Source organism: Streptomyces sp. NPDC033966 (genome assembly GCF_055575955.1).
In genome coordinates this window covers 741554-760847 of record NZ_JBVIRQ010000002.1, presented here as the reverse complement: position 1 = coordinate 760847, position 19294 = coordinate 741554, and the positions used below count along the sequence as shown (strand labels likewise).

Annotated in this window: 17 protein-coding genes; 4 read left to right on the top strand and 13 right to left on the bottom strand. The window is 69.7% G+C overall.

Annotation, left to right across the window (positions count from 1 at the left end):
* Positions 1 to 22 precede the first annotated feature (22 nt).
* From ACZ518_RS08935 to ACZ518_RS08895, 9 genes are all read right to left on the bottom strand, one after another.
* Positions 23 to 841 (bottom strand): SPDY domain-containing protein, encoded by an 819-nt coding sequence (locus tag ACZ518_RS08935; protein ID WP_469112311.1) that lies wholly within the window; start codon positions 839 to 841, stop codon positions 23 to 25.
* The gene (locus ACZ518_RS08930; RefSeq protein ID WP_469112310.1) at positions 838 to 1215 is read right to left on the bottom strand and encodes a type II secretion system F family protein; all 378 of its coding nucleotides are present in this window, start codon (positions 1213 to 1215) and stop codon (positions 838 to 840) included. Before ACZ518_RS08930 ends, ACZ518_RS08935 begins: the two co-directional genes overlap by 4 nt.
* A 270-nt stretch (positions 1216 to 1485) precedes the next feature.
* The gene (locus ACZ518_RS08925; RefSeq protein WP_469112309.1) at positions 1486 to 1887 is read right to left on the bottom strand and encodes a hypothetical protein; all 402 of its coding nucleotides are present in this window, start codon (positions 1885 to 1887) and stop codon (positions 1486 to 1488) included.
* Between the two features lie 176 nt (positions 1888 to 2063).
* Positions 2064 to 2678, bottom strand: coding sequence for a hypothetical protein (locus ACZ518_RS08920; protein WP_469112308.1), 615 nt, complete (start codon positions 2676 to 2678; stop codon positions 2064 to 2066).
* Between the two features lie 116 nt (positions 2679 to 2794).
* Positions 2795 to 3544: a hypothetical protein gene (locus ACZ518_RS08915; protein ID WP_469112307.1), complete on the bottom strand. Its 750-nt coding sequence runs from the start codon at positions 3542 to 3544 to the stop codon at positions 2795 to 2797.
* Between the two features lie 32 nt (positions 3545 to 3576).
* A complete protein-coding gene (locus ACZ518_RS08910) occupies positions 3577 to 4284 on the bottom strand; it encodes a hypothetical protein (RefSeq protein ID WP_469112306.1) in 708 nt (235 codons plus the stop codon).
* A 23-nt stretch (positions 4285 to 4307) separates the two neighbouring features.
* Positions 4308 to 5168: a hypothetical protein gene (locus ACZ518_RS08905; RefSeq protein WP_469112305.1), complete on the bottom strand. Its 861-nt coding sequence runs from the start codon at positions 5166 to 5168 to the stop codon at positions 4308 to 4310.
* Positions 5165 to 5584: a hypothetical protein gene (locus ACZ518_RS08900; protein ID WP_469112304.1), complete on the bottom strand. Its 420-nt coding sequence runs from the start codon at positions 5582 to 5584 to the stop codon at positions 5165 to 5167. Before ACZ518_RS08900 ends, ACZ518_RS08905 begins: the two co-directional genes overlap by 4 nt.
* A gap of 134 nt (positions 5585 to 5718) precedes the next feature.
* Complete coding sequence (locus tag ACZ518_RS08895) at positions 5719 to 6156, bottom strand: hypothetical protein (protein WP_469112356.1); 438 nt, start codon at positions 6154 to 6156, stop codon at positions 5719 to 5721.
* 217 nt (positions 6157 to 6373) lie between these two features.
* Between ACZ518_RS08895 and ACZ518_RS08890 the strand changes: the two genes are divergently transcribed.
* From ACZ518_RS08890 to ACZ518_RS08875, 4 genes are all read left to right on the top strand, one after another.
* Positions 6374 to 7486: a tyrosine-type recombinase/integrase gene (locus ACZ518_RS08890; protein WP_469112303.1), complete on the top strand. Its 1113-nt coding sequence runs from the start codon at positions 6374 to 6376 to the stop codon at positions 7484 to 7486.
* 16 nt (positions 7487 to 7502) lie between these two features.
* Positions 7503 to 7880, top strand: coding sequence for a helix-turn-helix domain-containing protein (locus tag ACZ518_RS08885; protein ID WP_469112302.1), 378 nt, complete (start codon positions 7503 to 7505; stop codon positions 7878 to 7880).
* A gap of 18 nt (positions 7881 to 7898) precedes the next feature.
* The gene (locus ACZ518_RS08880; RefSeq protein ID WP_469112301.1) at positions 7899 to 10415 is read left to right on the top strand and encodes a hypothetical protein; all 2517 of its coding nucleotides are present in this window, start codon (positions 7899 to 7901) and stop codon (positions 10413 to 10415) included.
* Positions 10416 to 10953: 538 nt separating this feature from the next.
* Positions 10954 to 11919: a hypothetical protein gene (locus ACZ518_RS08875; RefSeq protein WP_469112300.1), complete on the top strand. Its 966-nt coding sequence runs from the start codon at positions 10954 to 10956 to the stop codon at positions 11917 to 11919.
* 183 nt (positions 11920 to 12102) lie between these two features.
* Here ACZ518_RS08875 and ACZ518_RS08870 read toward each other — a convergent pair whose 3' ends face one another.
* The 4 genes from ACZ518_RS08870 to ACZ518_RS08855 all read right to left on the bottom strand — a co-directional run bounded on the left by ACZ518_RS08870 (position 12103) and on the right by ACZ518_RS08855 (position 18934).
* Positions 12103 to 13551 (bottom strand): hypothetical protein, encoded by a 1449-nt coding sequence (locus ACZ518_RS08870; protein WP_469112299.1) that lies wholly within the window; start codon positions 13549 to 13551, stop codon positions 12103 to 12105.
* 1917 nt (positions 13552 to 15468) lie between these two features.
* On the bottom strand, positions 15469 to 16794 hold the full coding sequence (locus ACZ518_RS08865) for an MFS transporter (protein WP_469112298.1): 1326 nt from the start codon (positions 16792 to 16794) through the stop codon (positions 15469 to 15471).
* A 271-nt stretch (positions 16795 to 17065) separates the two neighbouring features.
* Positions 17066 to 18313 (bottom strand): hypothetical protein, encoded by a 1248-nt coding sequence (locus tag ACZ518_RS08860; protein WP_469112297.1) that lies wholly within the window; start codon positions 18311 to 18313, stop codon positions 17066 to 17068.
* 270 nt (positions 18314 to 18583) lie between these two features.
* Positions 18584 to 18934: a hypothetical protein gene (locus ACZ518_RS08855; protein WP_469112296.1), complete on the bottom strand. Its 351-nt coding sequence runs from the start codon at positions 18932 to 18934 to the stop codon at positions 18584 to 18586.
* Positions 18935 to 19294: the final 360 nt, after the last annotated feature.

The following is a 19294-nucleotide window of genomic DNA, read 5'->3' as shown; positions in this document are numbered from 1 at the left end:
GGGAGCTGTCTCCTTTCAGGGGTTACCGCCGGCCGCGTGCGCCTGCTGCCGCGTGAGGGCCGGCGGAGGGCGTGGGGGTGTGTTTGCGGGGGCGGGCGGCGGCCCAGGAGTTGCGGGCCCAGGTCGCGGCGCGGGCGGCGGTGATCCGGGCCTGCTGCCATGCGCCGAGCTCGGAGGGCCGTACGGACACGGACGTGGTCGTGATCCACTTCGTGGCGGGGACATGCCCGCGGGGCCGCATCACCGGGGTGGGGTCGGCGAGCGCCGTCGCGAAGCCCTGGACGAGGTGGAGGGGGGTGGTGGAGCTGAACACCGCGTCCCAGGCGCGGCCGTGTTCGGTGCGGGCTCCGGCCCACCAGTGGGCCTGGCCGGGTTCGCTCTGGTGGTACTGGACCCAGGCGTTGCGGTCCGGGGAGACGGCAGTGAAGTGCTGTCCGCGTTCGGTCTCCCACTCGTTCTCCTCGAGCGGGGCCCACACGTTGGGGGCGTGGGCGGAGCGCGGCTTGGTCAGGCTGTCGGTGAGGCCGGCGACGATCTCGACGGGGACGGCCATGGTGAACGTGGCCTGCCAGGCGGGCTGGTGTTCGCCGACGGCGTGCCCGGAGACGGTCCAGCCGCCGGGCATCGTGGTGGGGTCGTAGCCGATGCGCACGGTGCGGTCGGGGCTGTCGAAGACGTACGGTCCGCCGCTGCGGGTGTGGTCGCTCCAGCCGGAGGCGCGCAGGTACTCGGCGATGTAACGGGGGTCGCCGCCGCCGCCGAGGTGGCGGGGTTCGATCAGGTAGTGCTGCTCGGCCTGGTCGGCGGCAGGCCCCCAGCCGGTCCACTGCTGCTTCTTCACCGGTGCCTCCGTGCGACGAGGGCGGATGCGACCGGCCGGGCTGTGGCGGTTGCCGGGGCCTGGGTGAGTCGGTAGAGGTCTTCGGTGTGCTCGGCGAGGTCACCGCATATGGCGTCGAGATCGTTCGAGGCGCGGCCGAGGGCGAGCCACACCTTCGGCGGCAGAGCTCCGGCGGTGGCGCGGTCCTTGGCGAAGCGGGAGCCGGCGGCGACCAGGCCGGTCATCCCGTCTAGGACTCCGTCGGGTGCCAGGACGTGTCCGAGGATCTGGGCGGCCTGCCGAGGCGGCGCGCCGGCAAGGTGTTCGGTGAGTCGGCTGATCTGTTGGGCGATGTGCCGTGCCAGCAGTACGGGGTCGGGGGTCGGGTCGGTCATGGTCCTCCCGGTCAGGGGCGAGGGGATCGGCGGCGGGATTCATCCAGCACGCCGAAAGGTCCGGTGGCGAGTACGTGGTGGCGGTCGGCGGCTGCGGCGGTCACGGCGCGTAGGTAGCGGCGCATCAAGAAGACGGCAAGGCGCGGACGGCGGTCTGCCGTGATCGGCGCAGGGAGCTGCGGGGGCTTGGTGATCGTGGGTGCTCCGGTGGGTGACGTGGCCCGGCCGGCCCGGTGGGGCCGGACCGGGCCCTTGTCTGAGGGCTGGGGGTCAGCGGGTACGGCCTGGGTGGGGGCCCGCCGGGCCCGGGGGCGGAGGGGCCGGCGTTCCTGAGGTCTGGGCCTGGGCCTGCGCGGTGCGGTGCTCGCGAAGGTTCTGCGCCCAGGCGGTCACGTCGTAGACGTCGGGGTCGATGTTGACCTTGTAGTCGGCGATCAGGAGCGGGAGCACGGCGCGGGTGACCAGCTGCTTCTGCGCGGCCTCGCTCAGGCCCTGGGGGGTTTCGTGCCAGGTGTAGATGGCCTCGGCCTTGCGCTCCAGACCGGCGCCGTCGAGGAGCGCCAGGAGTTCTTCGGGAGCGTCGGCGCGGCTGACGATGTGGATGGCGTCGGGAGTGAAGGCCCGGCGGTAGATCTCGACGTCGGTGCCGGATTCATCGGCGAGATTGCCCAAGGCGGGGACTCCTTCAAAAGGGGGACGGGGTTGGGGTCAGCGGCCTGGGGCGGAGGTGGCGCTCGGCAGGGCCGGTCGGGGGGCGGGCTGCGTCACGGGAGTGGCGGCCGGGGCTGGGCGCACCGTGACACCGACGCCGATCTGGGCCAGGTGCTGGGCGGCCATGTCGATGCGGGCTATCTGCTCGCGGTCGTCCAGGGAGGCGGGGAGCAGGAACATCCGCTGGTAGGGGTGGAATTGGAACCCGGCGCCGTACAAGGCGGAGGTGGCGGCGCGGGCCCGGTGACGGCGCCGACCACGCCGTCGGGATACCAGGCGATGCTCACCATTCCGGTGATCACGGGTGGTGCCGGCCGCCGCGGCGGAGGGTGTGCGGTGTTGTGCCGGACCTGGCGCAGGGCGGCCTCGTAGCGGGGCAGCAGGCGGCGGGCGACCTGGGCGGCGGCTCGGGCGGGGTCGGCGGGGACGGTGATGCCGTTGGGTTCGGCCACGCCGTGGAAGGCGTCGTGGTGGGCCTCCGGCTCCAGGGCGCCGACCATGAGCTGGCGGGGGTGCAGGGGACGGTCGAAGAGCAGCAGGCGGGCGCCGTCACGGCGGGCGAGCACGGCCTGGTGGTGAAGGACGTAGTTGGACGCGGCGTATCCGACGGCGCCGGCGTCCCAGACTGCCGCGGTGGTGGGGAGCTGGTCGGCGTAGGCGGCGTGGCGGCTGTAGGCGGTGGTCCAGGTGCCGGGCAGCCGGGTGGCGAGGGCGCCGGCGTAGGCGGCCAGGTCGGGGCGTGCGGGGGGCATGGGTTCCTCGGGCGGGAGGGAAGGACGCGGCGGGGGCCCAGGGCATCAGCGGGTGCGGGCGGAATCCAACGCCGCGATCAGGTTCGTGCGGGGGTCCGGCGAGCCATCGGGCTTCTTCACCGGGACCGGGCCTTGCCCGCCGTGTGCTGGCGTGGGACCGGGACGGGGGTCGTGTCGATGGCGGGGTGGGCGGCGGGGTGGCGCAGGGCGACGCCGATGCCGAGGGCGGCGAGCTGGGTGCCGGCGGTGCGTACGTGGCGGGCCTGGACGGCGGTGTCGTCACCGGAGAGGACGTACGTCTGCCGGTCGGGGTCGTGGATGAATCCGTTGGCGGCGAGGATCTGTGCGGCCTTGTCGCTGGTGGCCGCGGCGGTGAGGGAGCCGTCATCGGTCCAGGTCATCTCGACGGTGTGCGGCCCGGCCGCGGTGGCTGTGAGGCGGGCGGGGTTGTGGCGGACGTGGGCGAGGGCGGTTTCGTAGCGGGGCAGGAGGCGGGTGGTGATGGCGTCGGCGGCCTGCTCGGGGTCGTCGGGTATCGCGATGCCGTCCGGCTCGGGTACGCCGCGGAAGGCTTCGGCGGCCGTGTCCGCAGGGGCCATGGCGGCGATGAGTAAGGTGTCCTCGTGGCGGGGGTGGTCCATGAGGAACAGGCGCAGGCCGTCGTCGCGGGTCAGGATGGCGTCGTGCGTGAGGGTGGTGGTGGCGATGGCTTCCGCGACCTGGTTCATGTCCCACACGTCGGAGGTGAGGAAGAACTGGTCGTCGTGGGCGGTGTGCAGGCGGAGCTGGTGGGTCCAGGCGCCGGGCAGGAGCTGGGTGAGGATCGCGGCGAAGGCGCCGAGCTCCTCGTGGCGGTGGGCGGGCATGGATTCCTCAAAGCGTGACGGGACGGGGTGGGTCAGCGGTGTCGGCCGGCGGGGCCGGGCGGCAGCGCGGCCGGTGCGGAGGGCAGCCGGGTGGTGACCGGGACGGGGCAGGGACAGACGGTTGACGCCTCGGTCTCACCGGGACCGACCTCGCCGGTGCAGGTGCTGCGGTGGGGATGAGTGGTGTGCCGGTCGGCGAGTTCGTTGCGCGTGGTGCGCAGGTCGGCGTCGATGACGGCGAGCCGCTCCCCTGACAGGTAGCGCAGCCGCCTCGCGGTGTAGCGGTCGGCCGGTCCGCCAAGGTGCTCGTAGAAGTCGGCTGCGGCGGACAGGACTTCGACCAAAGCGGGCAGGATGCCGTCGTGGTCGGCGGTCAGCTCGGTCAGGGCTGCCGCGACGTCCTCGGTGGATTCGGCTTCGCGGATACGGGCGGCGAGGTGCGCGACCTGGGCGCCGAGGGGCAGGTAGTACGGCTCACGGTGTTCGGTGGCGAAAGCGGTGTCCGCCTCGACGGCGTAGCCGACGGCCTGCAGGCGGGCCACGGCGCGCGTGGCCAAGTGCTCCTCCTCGGCCCGGCCGAGGTTCTTCGGCAGCCGGTGGTAGCGGTCGTGGTAGCGGATGACGGGGACGAAGCCGGTGCGCTCAAGGATGCTGCGGGCGACGGCGTCGCCGCCGCGGGCGAGGACTTCACCGGAGTGCGGGTCGCGCCGCAGGGTGAGGTGGCGTTCGGCCAGGGGCAAACAGGCTCCCTTCGATGACGGGCTCAGCGGGAGCGCCGCGCCGTGCGGGCGGGGCGCCGAGTGGAGCGGACCAGGGCGTTGCGCAGCAGTGCGGGCGGGTTGGCCAGCGTCTCGGCCGTGCCTTCGAGGTCGTGGAGGAGCCCGTACAGACGCCCGGCGGCCCACTCCAGCTGGTGCGCGCCGCGCCGGGCGTACACCTCGGGCCGTGTCGCCAACTGGTGGCCGGCCTGTTCGGCCAGGCGCCGGGCCTGGGCAAGGCTGCCGTTCACCTCGTCGGTGAGGGCGCGGATCTGCTCCGCGATCTGCGCGGGCGTGGCTTCCGCGGCGACCAGGGGGTCGGCGATCACCTGCTCCTCGCGGGCGGCCGGGGGCCGGGCGGGGACGAGGTCGAACTCGGACTCGAGGATCCGGGCCTGCCGGGCGAGTTCCTCGGCCAGCCGCCGCGGGGCGCGGGTCAGGGTCCCGTCCTCGCGGACCAGGCTGGCGATCACATCCAGTCGCCCGTGGCGGAACTGGAGAGCAATCCACCGGCAAGGCTCGCCGTCCGCAGGCGCTGCCAGGCCCGCGGTGCGGGCCAGACGATGGGCGATCTCCGACCACTGCGCCGGGGCGAGCGGCCGGTCCATGCGGTGCAGCCGGATGCCGAAATGAAGGAAACGAGGCGAATCGCCCGCCTCCGAGCGCGGCTGTGCCTGGCTGAGGTGCGCGGCCCATTGGACCTCGCTCCATCCCTCCCGCTCGGCAAACTCGGAGCGCAGGTCCAGCCGGTCCCAGGACGCCACGATGCGGTGGCTGAGCTCGCGGGTGAAGCTGACCGGACGCTCCAGCGCGTTGCCCAGCGCGGCCTCGGCGGTGTGCTGCCGGCGGTGCAGGCGGGCGATCACCGGGCGCTCCGCTTGTCCGCGGCGTGGACAAGCTGGTTCAGGTCCACGATGGAGTACCAGCCGACGTCCACGGGCTTGGTCCCGCCGACCTTCGGCAGCAGGTAGTCCGCCAGGGCGCGCTGGTAGATCAGGCAGTCCGGGCAGCACTCGGAGAGGTGGACGAGGTAGCGGGAGTGCCCGGTGATGAAGGACAGCGCGCCGCCGTTGGGATCGCGCAGCCGCCATCCGTCCTCCTCGGTGGGGGTGTGCCAGGACGGGGTGACCACCGCCATCGCGTCGCCCCACAGTTCACCGTCCGCGACGCCCTTGATCACCACGATCTGGTCGCCAGGGGCGAAATGGGCGTGGGTGATGTCCCGGTCGCGGGTGATGGTGTCGGCGGGTATGTACGCGTCGCGGGAGACGGCTTCGGGCACGGCAAAATCCTCTCTGCGAAGAGCACGGCTGGCGGTGGGGCCAGCACTTTCAATGGTCTGGAGGATCCCCGGTTTGGCTAACCGGGGATCGTCCGCTATACATGTCCGCCCCTGTCGTCGTCCCGGCGCGGCGGTCACCGGAACGGGTTCTCCGTACCGCGGTCCGCTTCGCCTGCTGCGTCGAGCAGTTCCGGCAGGTCGGTGCCCTCGGCTTCCCGCTGGTCGATCCACCACCCGGCCCGAGTGACCGTGCGGACCTTCTCCTCCAGCACGGCCCAGTCCGCCTCGTCCCAGGTGCCTTCGGTGACCAGCGCGGTGTAGGCGGCGGTGGCCAGCTGGTAGCGGGAGCGCTCGCCCCACTCCAGGGCACGCTCGGGGCCCTCCAGGGGCGGCATGTCGAACTGTTCGGTCCATGCCTTCGCGGCGGCCTGTTCCTCGGCGCGGCGTGCGGCCAGCCAGGCTTCCTTCGACGCGGTGTCGTTGTCGCGGGCGGCCTTCCAACAGTCAGTGCAGTCGCGGCCTGCGAGCCAGCGGGCGAAGGACGCCCGGCAGTCGGCGGGGCGGTCGGACAGGTCGTGGGTGACTTCGTGTCCACAGCTGTGGACGGTCTGCCATTTGGTGCGTACCCCCGGGGAATTCCGTTTGATGGGCGATACGTTCGAGGTCAGGCGGTTGTTCTGCGGCTTCAAATCGAGTGCCTTTCATGGGCGGTTGGGGTGGTGACCTGCGCCGTTGCGGAGGGTCGTGCATTGGATGCACGATTCATGCGACGGACGGAGGTGGTCTGGGGTGCTTGGCGGTGGTCTCGGGGACGCGTCCGCGCGGCTGGTGCTGTTGCAGGGGGTGTCCCTGCTGCGTCCGGAGGACGCGGTCTTCGAGGCGATGCTGGAGGGCTGGACTCGACAGCAACGGGGCGGCCGGCGGTTGCAGCCGCAGACGATCGGGGACCGGCGCCGGGTAGTGGAGCGGTTCGCGGAATTCGTGAACACTTACCCCTGGCAGTGGACTGCCGGCGACCTCGATGAGTGGATGACGCACCTGATCGGCGTGCTACACCGGGCCGAGTCGACGATCCGCGGGTACCAGGGCGCGATCAGGATGTTCGGCGACTACATCACCTCGCCGCACTACCAGTGGCCGACGGAGTGCGAGGAACGCTTCGGCACGCACCCGGTGCAGATCTGCCACGAGTGGAACACCGTGGCCCACCTTGTGGAGTGCGAAGGGCGGCCCGGACGGCGGCCGATGACGCGGGCCGAGCTGCAGGCGTTCTTCGACTACGCCGACGAGCAGGTCGAGCGGGCGGTCCGGCTCGGCCGGAAGGGTGCCCTGGCGGCGTACCGGGACGCGACGGTCTTCAAGGTCATGTACGGGTGGGGGTGCCGGTGCACGGAGACCTCGCGGTTGGACACCGTGGACTTCTACCGCAACGCGCAGGCACCGGAGCTGGGTGAGTTCGGTGCCCTGCACGTGCGGTACGGGAAGCGTACGAAGGGCTCGCCCTGGCGGCGGCGGACGACGTTGTCGGTGATGCCGTGGGCGGTGGAGGCGGTCGCGGACTACGTGCGGCATGTCCGGCCCCGGTACGCGGGGGCCGGGTCGAGTCCGGCGTTGTGGTTGACGGAGCGGGGCGGGCGGCTGCAGCCGCGGGAGATCGAGGAACGGTTCGCCTCCTATCGAGACGCATTAGGGCTGGATCCGGATCTGGTGCCGCACTGCCTGCGGCACAGCCACGTCACGCACCAGATCGAGGACGGTGCGGACCCGGCGTTCGTGCAGCGGCAGGTGGGCCACCGCTATGCCTCGACGACCGCGCTCTACACGGGCGTGAGCGGGGACTTCATGAACACGATGATGAGGCGGATGCTGGACCGGGCCCTCGGCGCCGACCAGGGCTCGTGAGGCTGGGGAGGGTTACGTGGTGCGGAAGTTGGACTACCGGTGGCACCTGCGGGAGGTGATGGCGATGAAGGGGATGTTCTCCACGACGGACCTGAAGGCGCCGCTCGCCGAGCGGGGGATCGTCCTGTCGCCGTCGCAGACCTATCGGCTGGTGACCGAGCGTCCCGAGCGGCTGAACCTGGCGATCCTGATGGCCTTGATGGACATCTTGGACTGCCGGATGGAGGACCTCATCGAACCGGTCGCGGCCCAGGCGACAGCTGGTCGCCGGGCGGCGGGGCAGTCCCAGCAAGAGCGCGGGGGCGCGGGTGGCGTGGGGGAGTTCCGGCCCCGCCGTGCCCGGGTCCTGCCGCAAGCTGACGGCGGATCCGGGGCGCCGGACGGAGCGAGGTAGGGCAGAGGTATGGGACCGGTGCGCTGGCAGACGGAGCCGGAGGCGGTCGTGGAGGAGGTGGTGTGTGCCGCGGATCCCTCCTGTGCGTCGCTGGGAGTGGCTGCGATGGTGGAGAAGGTGTTCCGCCTGCGGCCTCAGCGGCGCGAACTGGCTCGCGTCCTGGAGGCCGAGCCGGATCTGCTGACCTCAGGCCGTCCGCAGGGGCCGCGGGCGGTGGAACGGCTGATCAGCACTTTGATCGACGCGGGTGCCGACGGTGTGGTCATGCCGTTCTGCGCCGGGTGTGGGAAGCAGCGTCCGCTGACGGCGGTGTCCTCGCAGGGCCGTACGTGCACCTCCTGCTACAACCGGACCAGGATCGAGGAGATCCGCTGTGTCGAGTGCGGCCGAGCGGACTTCGTCGGCCGGGACCGGGAGGGCCAGCCTCGTTGCCGCTCTCACCCGCCGGACCCGGACCTCGATCCGGTCGCGGAGATTGCCCGGCTGCTGACCGCGACCACCGGGCTCGGGCACCGTGACCTCGAAGCGCTGGTCCGCCGTGTCGAGCGCACCCGCTCCGGCCAACTGCGTCTGTGGTGGGTGCTGGAGGGTCGGCCCGAGCTGCTGACCGGCGCCGGAGCCGAGGGCCCCAGGGCGATCTCGACCCTGGCCGCTGCCCTGGTCGAGCGTGGTGCCGCAGGGGTGGTGGTGCCTGTCTGCCCGTGGTGTCGCACCACGACGGATCTGCGCAGTCAGCGAGAAGGAAAGCGGTGTTGCACCCGCTGCTGGAACGCGACCCGGCTCGCCCTGTGCACCCTGTGCACCCTGTGCGGACGGGAACGGCCTCGCGGTGGGTACGACGGCGAAGGCCGTCCTGTGTGCGCGCCGTGCCGGCAGCGGGATTCCCTGCACCATCAACGCTGCGACGGATGCGGCGAGCTGCGGCTGCGAACAGTCCGCACGGCCGGCGGCGGACTCTGCCCGGCTTGCCGCACCAACCCCTACGCGCTGTGCGCGACCTGCGGGGCCTGGCGACCGTGCTGGTTCGCGGCCACCCCGACACCGCGCTGCCAGCCGTGCACGGCCAAGGCCCGGACGCAGGAGGTGTGCGTGCGCTGCGGACAGCACCGCCGGGTCAACAACCGTACCGCGGCGGGGGAGCCCATCTGCTCAGCGTGCGGCCACACTCCCCGCCCGTGTGCCGGATGCGGCAAGACCTACCGGTCTGCCGGGCTTACGCAGGACGGCCGGAGGCTGTGCCAGACCTGCTGGGCCAAGGACCCCCGGGCCAAGAAGCCCTGCACCCGGTGCCGCACCGTGGCCCGGCTCTACCACCGCGGCCTGTGCGCCGGGTGCGCCCGCGAGCGGAGCCTGCGCGCGGTACTCGCGGGCCCCGATGGACGTATCCGGGCCGAACTTGCGCCCGTCCTCGCCACGCTGATGGCAGTCGATGCCCACACGGTGCTGCGCTGGATCCACAAGACCCCGGTACGACGCGACGCCTTCCTGAAGCTCGCGGCCGGCACCGGCCCGGTCACCCACGAGACCCTCGACGCCGTGGCCGACGGTACGGTCGCCGACCATCTTCGGGCCCTCCTCGTCGCGGGTGGCGCGCTACCTGCCCGGGACGAGCACCTGGCCCGCATCGAGGCATGGCTTCCCAAGGTGCTCGCCCGGATTCCCGATCCGGGCGAGCGGCGGATCGCCGAGCGCTGGGCCCGTTGGCAGCCCCTGCGCCGGCTCCGCCGACAGCCTGCACACCAGGCCACCACCCGCGGCCAGGCCGACGGGATCCGGCACGAGGTGCGCGCGATCGTCCGCCTGCTGGAATGGCTCCCCGGGCAAGAAGCCAGCCTCGCCTCCTGCACCCAAGACCACATCGACGCCTACCTCACCACCGGTACCCCCGGCCGCCAGCTGGTCCGTGCCTTCCTCCACTGGACCAGCCTCCACGGGCATACCCGGCCTCTGACCGCACCCCTCTACACGAGCTCCTTCGCCGCCGACGTCCTGGCCGCCGACGCCCGCTGGAAACTGGTGCACCGCCTCGTCCGGGATCCAGCCATCGCTGTCCGCGACCGCACGGCCGGACTGCTCCTGCTGCTGTTCGCCCAACCGCCGGCTCGGATTGCCTGCCTGGGCCACGACGATGTCCTCGACGACGGCACCATCCTGCGCCTGCGCCTGCGCCTGGGCACCCACCCAGTGGAGATCCCGGCTCCACTGGACGCGGTGATCCGCGAGCTGGTCGACCACTCGGTCGGTAAGGCCCCCGTCCTCGACCACGGGCCCCGACGCTGGCTGTTCCCCGGCGCCCTCGCCGACCGGCCCATGGAGCCGGCCAGCCTCTCGAAGAGGCTCAAAGCCCTCGGGATTCGACCCCGCCCTACCCGCAACGCCTCCCTGATGGACCTCGCGGCCGAACTCCCCGCCTACGTCTTCAGCCGACTCCTCGGCTTCTGCCCGCAGACCGCAGCCAACTGGAGCGCCGAGACCGGCGCCTCCGACGCCGGCTACGCCGCCGAGCGAACCCGCCGCCGGGACCGGGCGACGTGACGTACCGCTCTGCGGATCGGGACGCGGCCTCGTGCGGCGGCGCGTGACGGGCGGTCTTGACCGCCGCTGGACGTGGTCCTGATTCCCGCCCTCACGGTGATCCTCCGGGTGACTGGCAGCCGGTTACCCTGCGAAGCGGGTCGACGTGTCCCGGCTTCTTGCTCGACGGCGCATCGTCGGCTGGACCCCTACGAGTTGTTCTGAGTGGCAGATTCCCTACTCAGCAGCCCGTGTCACACCCATGCTGCATTCTGGCCTGATGATCGTTCGAATCACCGTCGTCTCTGTGCTGCTATTGATCTTGTTCTTCACGCCGATCGCTGTGTGGCACCGGATAGTGCGTGATCCCTGGCGGCGGCTGCGTAGGGCGGTCCAAGGGCGGCATCGGCAGGCAGCTTTGCGCCTCTCGCGCCTCGTCTTGGACCCCGCCAGAGAGGTCCTGCCTCAGGTACTGCCTGGCCGGCCAGCTCCCTCCATGGATCTACCGAACTCCGTGATCCGTTGGTGCGCAGCGTTCTTGGTATGGATGCCTGTGCGCATGATCCTGTTGCTCTCGGTGCCCATCGCTCTATCACTAGCCAACGAGTTCCATCGCAGCGAACCACGTCCGCTGCCTCCGCCCTCCTCGGCCGACCCTCTAGGAAGCCTCTTTGCAGGCGTCTACGACATAGTTCGCTGGATGGTCGCACCGTTCGTGTTGCTCTTTGGTGACATCGATAACCTGCAGGATCTCCGTGCACAGGCACCCAGGTGGTTGGATCTAATCCGTGAGCATCCCGGGGTCGCATTGAACTACTTGGCCGGCCCTGCGTTCATGATCTGTCTGATCATCGGTAGCGCAGCCTTCTCCCGGACAGCGGCATTCTTCGGCCGCGATGGCCAGCGCAGCCAACGACGACGCAGTTTGGGTGACGAACGCCTGGCGGAGGCTCGCTTCCGCCCCGTCGGGATGCTGCTCTCCGCGGCTACCCAGGCAGCTCGTGCCTACCTGGAGACAGAAGCGGCGCCTTCCCTCCTGGACGCACCACGGATCAAGGTGCACCGCGTCGAGCGCGTCATCCGCAACGCCTGGCGGACGCGCAACGGCAGGCCCAGACGACACCAGCGCCTTGAGTTGAAGCTGCACGCCGCGAAGGTTGTGATGGCGCTGCGACTCGCCGAAGCCCAACAGGACATCGAACCGGGCCCTGCGTTGAAGGAGATGACACGGATCTTGGTCACCGTTGCTGAAAGGTACGCGGAAGGCAAGGTCGGCGAACTCCTCGATCACGACGATCACGCCCTTGCGGGCATCGACCCCGCACCGGACTACGAACCGCTCAGAATCGCTGGGGTCTTCGCGGCTGGAGTCGTCGGCGCGGTACTGGCCTCGCTCTTGGAACTCCCGGAACTGGCACAGACACTGCTCGCAGCCGGCTTCGCGATCGTCATGCTGTTCATTTTGTTCAAGAAGACCGCTCGCCCGATGCTTGACGCTTTTGGATCGTTCTTCGGGGGTCCGTAGCCTCATTGTATGGCCGATGGTCGGCCTACCAGGTCTCCGCGACGCTACCAGCACAGGCGCCCCGGCCCCCGCAGAGTGCCAACCAATCCGCAGGTTGGAACAGTGCGCCTTACCACTGACTCCTGAGTGCTTCGGACTAAGTGGCGCCCCGTTCGAGGTCCGCTGACCCGCTGGTGGGCGCAATCAGCCGGTCAATGCCTTGATTTCCTTGTCCACCGCTTCAGCAGCAGGGGTCAAGTCACCATCCAGCGAGTCCAGAATCAATATAAGGGCGGCCTGCGGGTAATACTCCCGCCCGTGCAGCGGCCGATGGCCTGCGTTCTTGAGGCGCGCCAGCATCCCCTTCTCCGCCTCTCGGGCGGTCCCCTCAGGAAGACCGGCGAAGAGCCGGTGTCGCGTGTTGTAACCGTCGCGGGCGTGCTGTGAAAGTCGGGTCTCTCCGTACCCATTGCTGATGCCGAACTTGACCCCGGGTTTGCCGGTCACCCGGTCTGTGCCTGTAACGACATAGAAGACGTCTTTTGGTTTGGCGTCCCGAGCTTGAGCCGCCCTGGCCTTCCGCTCGGCAGCAGCGGCGGCGCGCGCTTCCCGTGCCCGGACCGCAGCCTGCCGGTCTTCCATCTGCTTCTGCAGGGATGCCTCGCGCTTGGCGCACTCAGCTGCCTCGCGCTCAAGCCGAAGGGAGGGTTCACGTGCTTCTGCGTAGTTCCGCTCAGTCGCATGCACACGCATAACCTGCATGTAGACATGAAAGCGGTCGTAGTCGATGCCTGGCTCGAACCGCACGATCGCCTCGGCGATGTGGGCCGTGTTCAGCGTGTACTCGCCATCCTGGTGTTGGTCATTCTTCCCACTCGCATCGACGACGCCCTGGAGCCTTGACGTCTCGATACCTCGCAGGCCAGCCAGGTGGTAGTTGACCTGAATGAGGTATCTGCCGACCGGGTCGTCCCAGAACGGATCGTAGATATCGGGGCCGGGAATTCGATGGTCAGCGTTATTCGGAACGGCGGCGTGGACACCCCTCAAGCGGTGCTGCGAAGCGGCGTACGTTTCTACCCCTGCGTCACGCGCGACTGCGCGCAGAGCTGTTATGGCCTGTGTCAGGGCTATTCCTGCAGCAGTGACAGCCTCCATACAGGCGATCACCTCGGTCGATTCGCCGACTTGATTCGCGCGCCCCTCAACCTCAGCTGGGTCTGGCTGCGGCACCGCTGCTGGCACAAGCGGCGCCACACTCGCAAGTGCAGCTAACAGGTGATCGACGTCCGTCCATGGAAGCGTGATGTGCACGAACCCGGAGTGAGGGCCTGTGGAGAAGGTGGGCCGATTGCCGTAGTTGGTGTGCTCACCGTGACAGGTAAGGTCGATGCCAACCTGCTCGGCGAGAAGCCGGATCCCTCGGACTGCTTCGGCGGCCCAGGAGTTCCGGACATCGATGGGCGCGCGACCGTACCGGTCCAGGTCTCCCTCATATGGCGGAGCAGAAATCTCAATTACTACACCACCGTCGCCCCTGGCGAGAAACGCCTCCGCATCCGGAGCACCTCCCTCCCTGAGAACCGTCTCAAGGCCCCGCCCCAGCCTCTGCTTCTCTTCCTCCGTGTACCTGGACCACTTGCGCACGTGCATGCTGACTCCCCTTCGATGACTGGCCACTTGGACTGGACGCGACCCTAGTCCGAGACTCTGACATGTCTGCCGAACGGGGACGTTGAAGCATCGCCAAGCAGGACGGGACCGTCCGCGCCGTCGACGTGCGGACACCGGCGGTCAGTGTGGGACCTGGTAAGGCCGTTGCAGCACTGGGCATTCTCCGCATCTTGGAACATCGCTCTGTACCGGCAGAGCCTCGCTCCCTCCTGCCCGAACGGTCCGGACGGCGAGAACGGCTGCCGTTGCGACCTCGACCTGCTCGACGCTGGGGCAGAAGCGGACATATCGCCGGTGGCAATCACCAGACGACTTCTACGTGGACTGGGAGCCGGCTGAATTCCTCTACCGGGACCGATGACTACCGTGGATCTCCACGGGATGGAGGACCACTCCGCAACTTCTGATAGCCGGACTTACCAACAACTCCCGTGGATGCCGTACTCGTTCATGAGATCTGCCGATCCGTATCGATCCAGTCGTCTACGAGATTCAGAATGGTTCCCAACGCGGTTATGCGGAAGTACTCGCGTCCCCGGACGGGCATTTCTCCAATGCCACGCATTGCAGCTAGACAGTTGTTCTCCAGCTCACGCACCTTGGAATTTCCTTCGATCAAACGAACGATCTGGTCAAGGCCGTGACGCTTATGGTGAGACAGACGTAGACGTGGATCTCCGGAAGTGATGCCGAACTTGACGATCTCGCTTACGTCATCCGTGACGACGTAGAAGACGTCCCATAGCTTCCCTGAACAGATGCGGCATATGCCACATCCTGCTCGCACGTTAGACGGGGTGGGCGTTCCCAAATGCCCATTGATGCACCGCACGCGATGCGGCGCGTGATTGCCGAGCCACTTCGGCTCAAGGACCGTGCCTCCAAGCTTGGCAACTCTTGCATGGAAGGCTATTTCGGCGGTTTTTGGATCCTTTCCGGCGCAAACTCGGCAGATCCCCTGGCCCCGTTGGACAGCTGACGGGTACGGAAAGCTCACGTGGCCCTGACCGCATCGGATTCGATGCGGCGTGCCTGCTCCTAGCCACCGTGGCTCGAGAACGACGCCTCCCAACTCCATGATGCGTGCCCTGAACCTCGCTTCGACAACCTTTGGGTCCCTGCCGGTGCAGGTTTGGCAGATTTCTGTGCCGAGTCGCAACAGGCCCGGTCTGGGGCGGCATTCATGTCCGTTGGAGCAGCGAACCCGGTGCGGCTCGCCTGATCCTAGGTAAATCGGCTCAAGGAGGGTTGCACCTAACCGTGCAAGAGCGCCCCGGAATGCTTCTTCGGCCACTTGTTTATTGTTTCTGGCGCATGTAGAGCAGATTCCGTCACCTTGCTGTACATGGGACGGTCGCGGTGCGCATTCGTGCCCCTCGACACAACGAGCTCGGTGAGCCTCGTGGTTGCCAAGCCAACTCTCCTCAAGCACGATCCCGCCAAGTGCAGCCACCCTTGCCCGGAAAGCTTTCTCGGCCGCCTGGGAACGCGCCTGGTTGCTGCAAGTGCGGCAGATGCCCTTGCCAGCCAGGACATTGGTTGGATAGGTCAAGCTCTCGTGCCCCCCCTTGCATCTCACTCGGTGAGGTTTCCGAGTGCCGAGCCACTCGGTTTCAATAACCTCGCCCCCCAGGTCGGCCACACGCGCTCGGAAGAGGGCATTGGCTCGCATGGAGCTCGCCCTCGACGCGCTCATGATCCAATTTCCCGGTGAGAAGCCAGGATGCAGTCCGCCCAGGAGGAGGGGCCTGTCGTCTGATGTTCGGCAAGGTGATGCTGGCCTGCCGGAAGGGCTGCTGGCGTCACGTGGCCGGTCGCATCTGCACACCTACATTGCTCCATGACGGGCGATGGTTCCAGAGACCACTGACATCCGAGAGTCAGACTGAACTCTCGTCAGCCCTGATACAGCGCCGAACAACAACTGCGCAGGCAGGGGGCATTCCGCAGGTTGGAACAGCCCGCTGTACCAGCAACAGCCATAGGGGTATCTCCTTCGGAGGCAAGGGAGTTCGCGTGCGAACGGGGGGTGGCCCGGGGGCGGCGGTGGCGTCCGGGTCGGCGTCCGGGCCCGAGCTTCGGGCGGGCCAGGAGCAGGACGAGCAGGGCGGTGGCGGCTCCCGCTGCGGGCAGTGCGGCGAGCGTCTGCGGGTGGTCGGCGAGGGTTCCGGCAAGAGCGGTTCCGGCGGCCTGGCCGACGCCGACGGACAGGATCAGCCACGCGTAGGCCTCGGTGGTGCGGGAGGCGGGGGCGAGAGTGTCCACGGTGTGGAATCCGCAGGTGATGACCAGGGTGAGGAACAGTCCCGGCAGGAGGGCAAGTCCGATCGCGGTGCGGGGACCGGGCTGGGCCAGCAGGGGCAGCCAGCCCAGGAGAAACAGGGAGCTGGTGGCCAGGAGCTGGGTGGTGGTCGTGCCCGGCCAGGCCCTGCGCGCGTAGATCAGGCCGCCGAGGAACGACCCGGTGGAGAACGCCGCGGGCAGCACCCCGGACAGCAGGGGCTGGTGGTGGGTGGCGGCCATGCCTGCGGCCCACACGTTCATCGCGCCGAGGGTGAAGCCGGTCCCGGCGAGCCCCAGGAACAGCAGGACGAGGGCAGTGTTCATCAGCCGCCCGCTGCCCGCCGCCCCGCTGCCGGGGGCGGCGGGGCGCCAGGTCCGCGACGGGGCGGAGGTCAGCACCACCGCGGTGCCGGCCAGGCCCAGTACGGCGGTCACGGCCAGCGCGGCATCGGGCGTGTACGTGGTGGCCAGCCAGGAGGCGAGGAGGGGGCCCGCGATGTAGAGGAGTCCCTGCGAACCGGTGTCGAGGGCCTGGGCGACGCGCCGCTGCCCGAGGTCGGTGAGCACGGTCGGCCACATGGCCCGCAACCCGGCCTCCAGAGGCGGAGTGAACACCCCCGCCACGCCGACCACCGTGGTGACGGCGGCCGGGTGCCCGCTCGCACCGATCCAGATGAGGGCGAGCAGACAGCCGGAGTTGACCAGCACCGCCGGGGCCGAGACGCGCATCTGCCCGTACCGGTCCATGAGCCTGCCCTTGACCGGCTGGGACAGCCCCGAAGCCAGCCCGTACAGGGCGGCGAGCATCCCGGCGAAGGCAAGGCTCCCCCCGGCTGCGGTGATCCACAGGACGAGGGCGACGGGGACCATGCCGTTGGGCAGGCGACCGGTCAGGGTGCCGGCAAGCAGGCGGGCGACGTGCCCTGCCGAGAACGGCACCGTACGTGGCAGGCGGCGGGGTGGCGGTCGGGTTGGCGGTCGGGGTGGCGGCCAGGGCCAACAGGGCAGGGCTTTCCGTCAGATGGCGTGCGAGATGAGGTTGAGGAGCTGGGCCGGGCCGCTACCGGCGTTGGCCGGGCATCGCGCTGGTCGGCGGTGCGGCGGCTATCGGGGTCGTGGTCAGTGCCGGGGCGGTCGGCGCCTGGAGGTGGCGGGGGGCCGGGATGCGGAACGGGGGCAGGACGGCGACCGCGGTGTCAGGAAGGTTGGGCTATCGGCGGCCGGGGACGGCCCCGGCCCGTGGGGGCAGGGCAGCTGGAAGAGCGCTCGCAACGGCCGCCGAGCGGCTGCGCACGGCGGCGGCCGGTGCTGGGGTGAGCGCTGGGTGGGCCGTGCGGGCCAGGCCGATCAGCTCGCTTCCTTTCATCAGCCACAGCGCCAGGGGATCAACGGCGGGGACCGCCGCAGGGGGGTCCGGGCCGCTGCCGGGCGGCTGGGCACCGAAGACGGCGTCCATGCGCTCTACGAACGCCACCTCCTGCGCGTCGACAGTGCCGTGGGAGGCCTGGCGCACGGCGGCAATGAGGCCAGGGGCGTGCGTGGTGAAGCGGGTGAAAGCGGCGGCCAGGTCCGGCTGTGGCGGACTCTGCACGGTGCCGGGTTCGAACGCCTCCTGTGCCCAGGCGAGGTCATCGGCCAGGTGGTTGAGGGGGGATTGCAGGACGGCTCGGCGGTATTCGGCCAGCAGCACGGAGGCGACCCGGCGCGCTGCGGTGACAGCGGAGGGCTGCACGGTGATGCTGCGCGGTGGCACCACCTCCTCATCCAGGTACATGTCCCTGGGGGCGAGCGAGCCGACGTGGTACCTGGTGTCGTCGGGGGCCTGGACGACGGCGAGTTCGACTCCGGTGTCGCTGCTCAGCACGGCCGCCCATGGCACCCGGCGCTTGTTCACGGTGTGCAGCAGCGGTCCGTAGAACTCGGCACCAGGCTGGGGGCTGGTGTCCCACACACAGGCTGCAAGGTCCTCCTGCCAGAGGGGCAGGGAGTAGTTCTCGACCTTCACGGTCCACTGGCCGGGCAGGTGCTCGGCCATGTCCCGGGCGAAGTCGCCCACGTAGGGCTGGTGGGTGGCGGTGACTTTGATCTGGCAGGCGCGGGCGAGTTCGTGGACGTCGGTCAGGGCCTCGCGGATCCGGGGCAGGTTGTCCAGGGGCAGGACGTAGTTGCCGTCGCCGTCCTTGGTGAATCCGGCGACCAGCAGGATCTTGCGGGCCCAGCGCCAGTTGTTGCCGGTGACGAGGGCGACGATGCCGTCGTGCTTGCTGGTGAACAGGTTGATCTCGGCCGAGTTCAGTGAGGTGTCCTTCCTGGGGAGGGGGCGGCGGGTGCCTGGTAGGGCCAGGTGGCGGCGAGGTGGTCGATGCCGAGCTGGTGAAGGAGCCGGTCGGCGACGTCGAGGAGGTCGCTGGTGCGCTGGTAGCGCTCGCCGAGCCGGGCGTGTCCGTGCTCGCGGCACCAGGTGCCAGCGGTGAGCAGGAAGTCCCGCAGCGCCAGCAGTGTGCTGTCGTGGGTGCCGGTCACGGTGTCGACGAGGACGTGGAACTGGGCTGGCGTCTCGGCCTCGGCCAGCCGGCGTGTCCAGTCCCGCAGGATGTCGGCGGGATCTGGCAGCTCCAGAAGGTCGAGGAAGGGGCTGGCCTCCGTGCGGGCCTGGCGGCGCAGCTCGCTGGGCGAAGGCAGGCCGCGGTCGGGTTCTGGGGTGGTGGTCATGGGCAGGTCCTGGTGGTCAGCGGGTACGGGGCACCGCTGCGGGCGCAGCCGGTGCCGGGATGGGGCAGACGCCGGCGCCCTGGCGCGTGTTGTTCCGTGCGGGACGGTCGTCGGGGGTCAGGGCGGGGTCGAGGCGGGTCGCGTAGCGGGCGGCACGGAGCATCTCGGCTGCGTAGGAGGCGTGTTCGTTCTCCCACTCCTCGCCCATGTCGAAAGGGAGCCGGTGCCAGGTGCCGCGAAGGGTGGGCTGCCTGATGAACCCGGCACGGTCCAGCAGGGCGGAGGCCAGTGCGTCGATGGGGCCCTCGGCCTCGACCTGCCCGCCCCTGCCGCGCGTGATGGAGATGATCGCGGTGTCCTTTGTCAACGGCTTCGCCCCGGCCCGGCGGCTGCTGGTGAGTTCGCCAGCAGCCCGGTGGCGGCAGCGGGCGCGGGGCGGGCGGGAGCGGCGGGCCGGTACTGCGGGGAGCGGACCGCGGCGGCCTGGGCCACGGTGGTGCGGTACCACGAGCGCGGGTCCGGTGCCGGGGCGTTCTGATCCGGTGGGATGTTGGCGGGGTCGAGGGAGTAGTCGGCGTGGACCGGGTAGCCGCTGGCGCGCAGGCTGGCGACGGCCTGGCGGGTGCGTCGGGGACCGTCGTATGAGGGGGCGGTGAGCAGGTAGACGCCGTGCAGGCCGTAGAGCGGCTGGAAGCCGAGGCGGGTGAGGTACCACTCGCTGATGTGG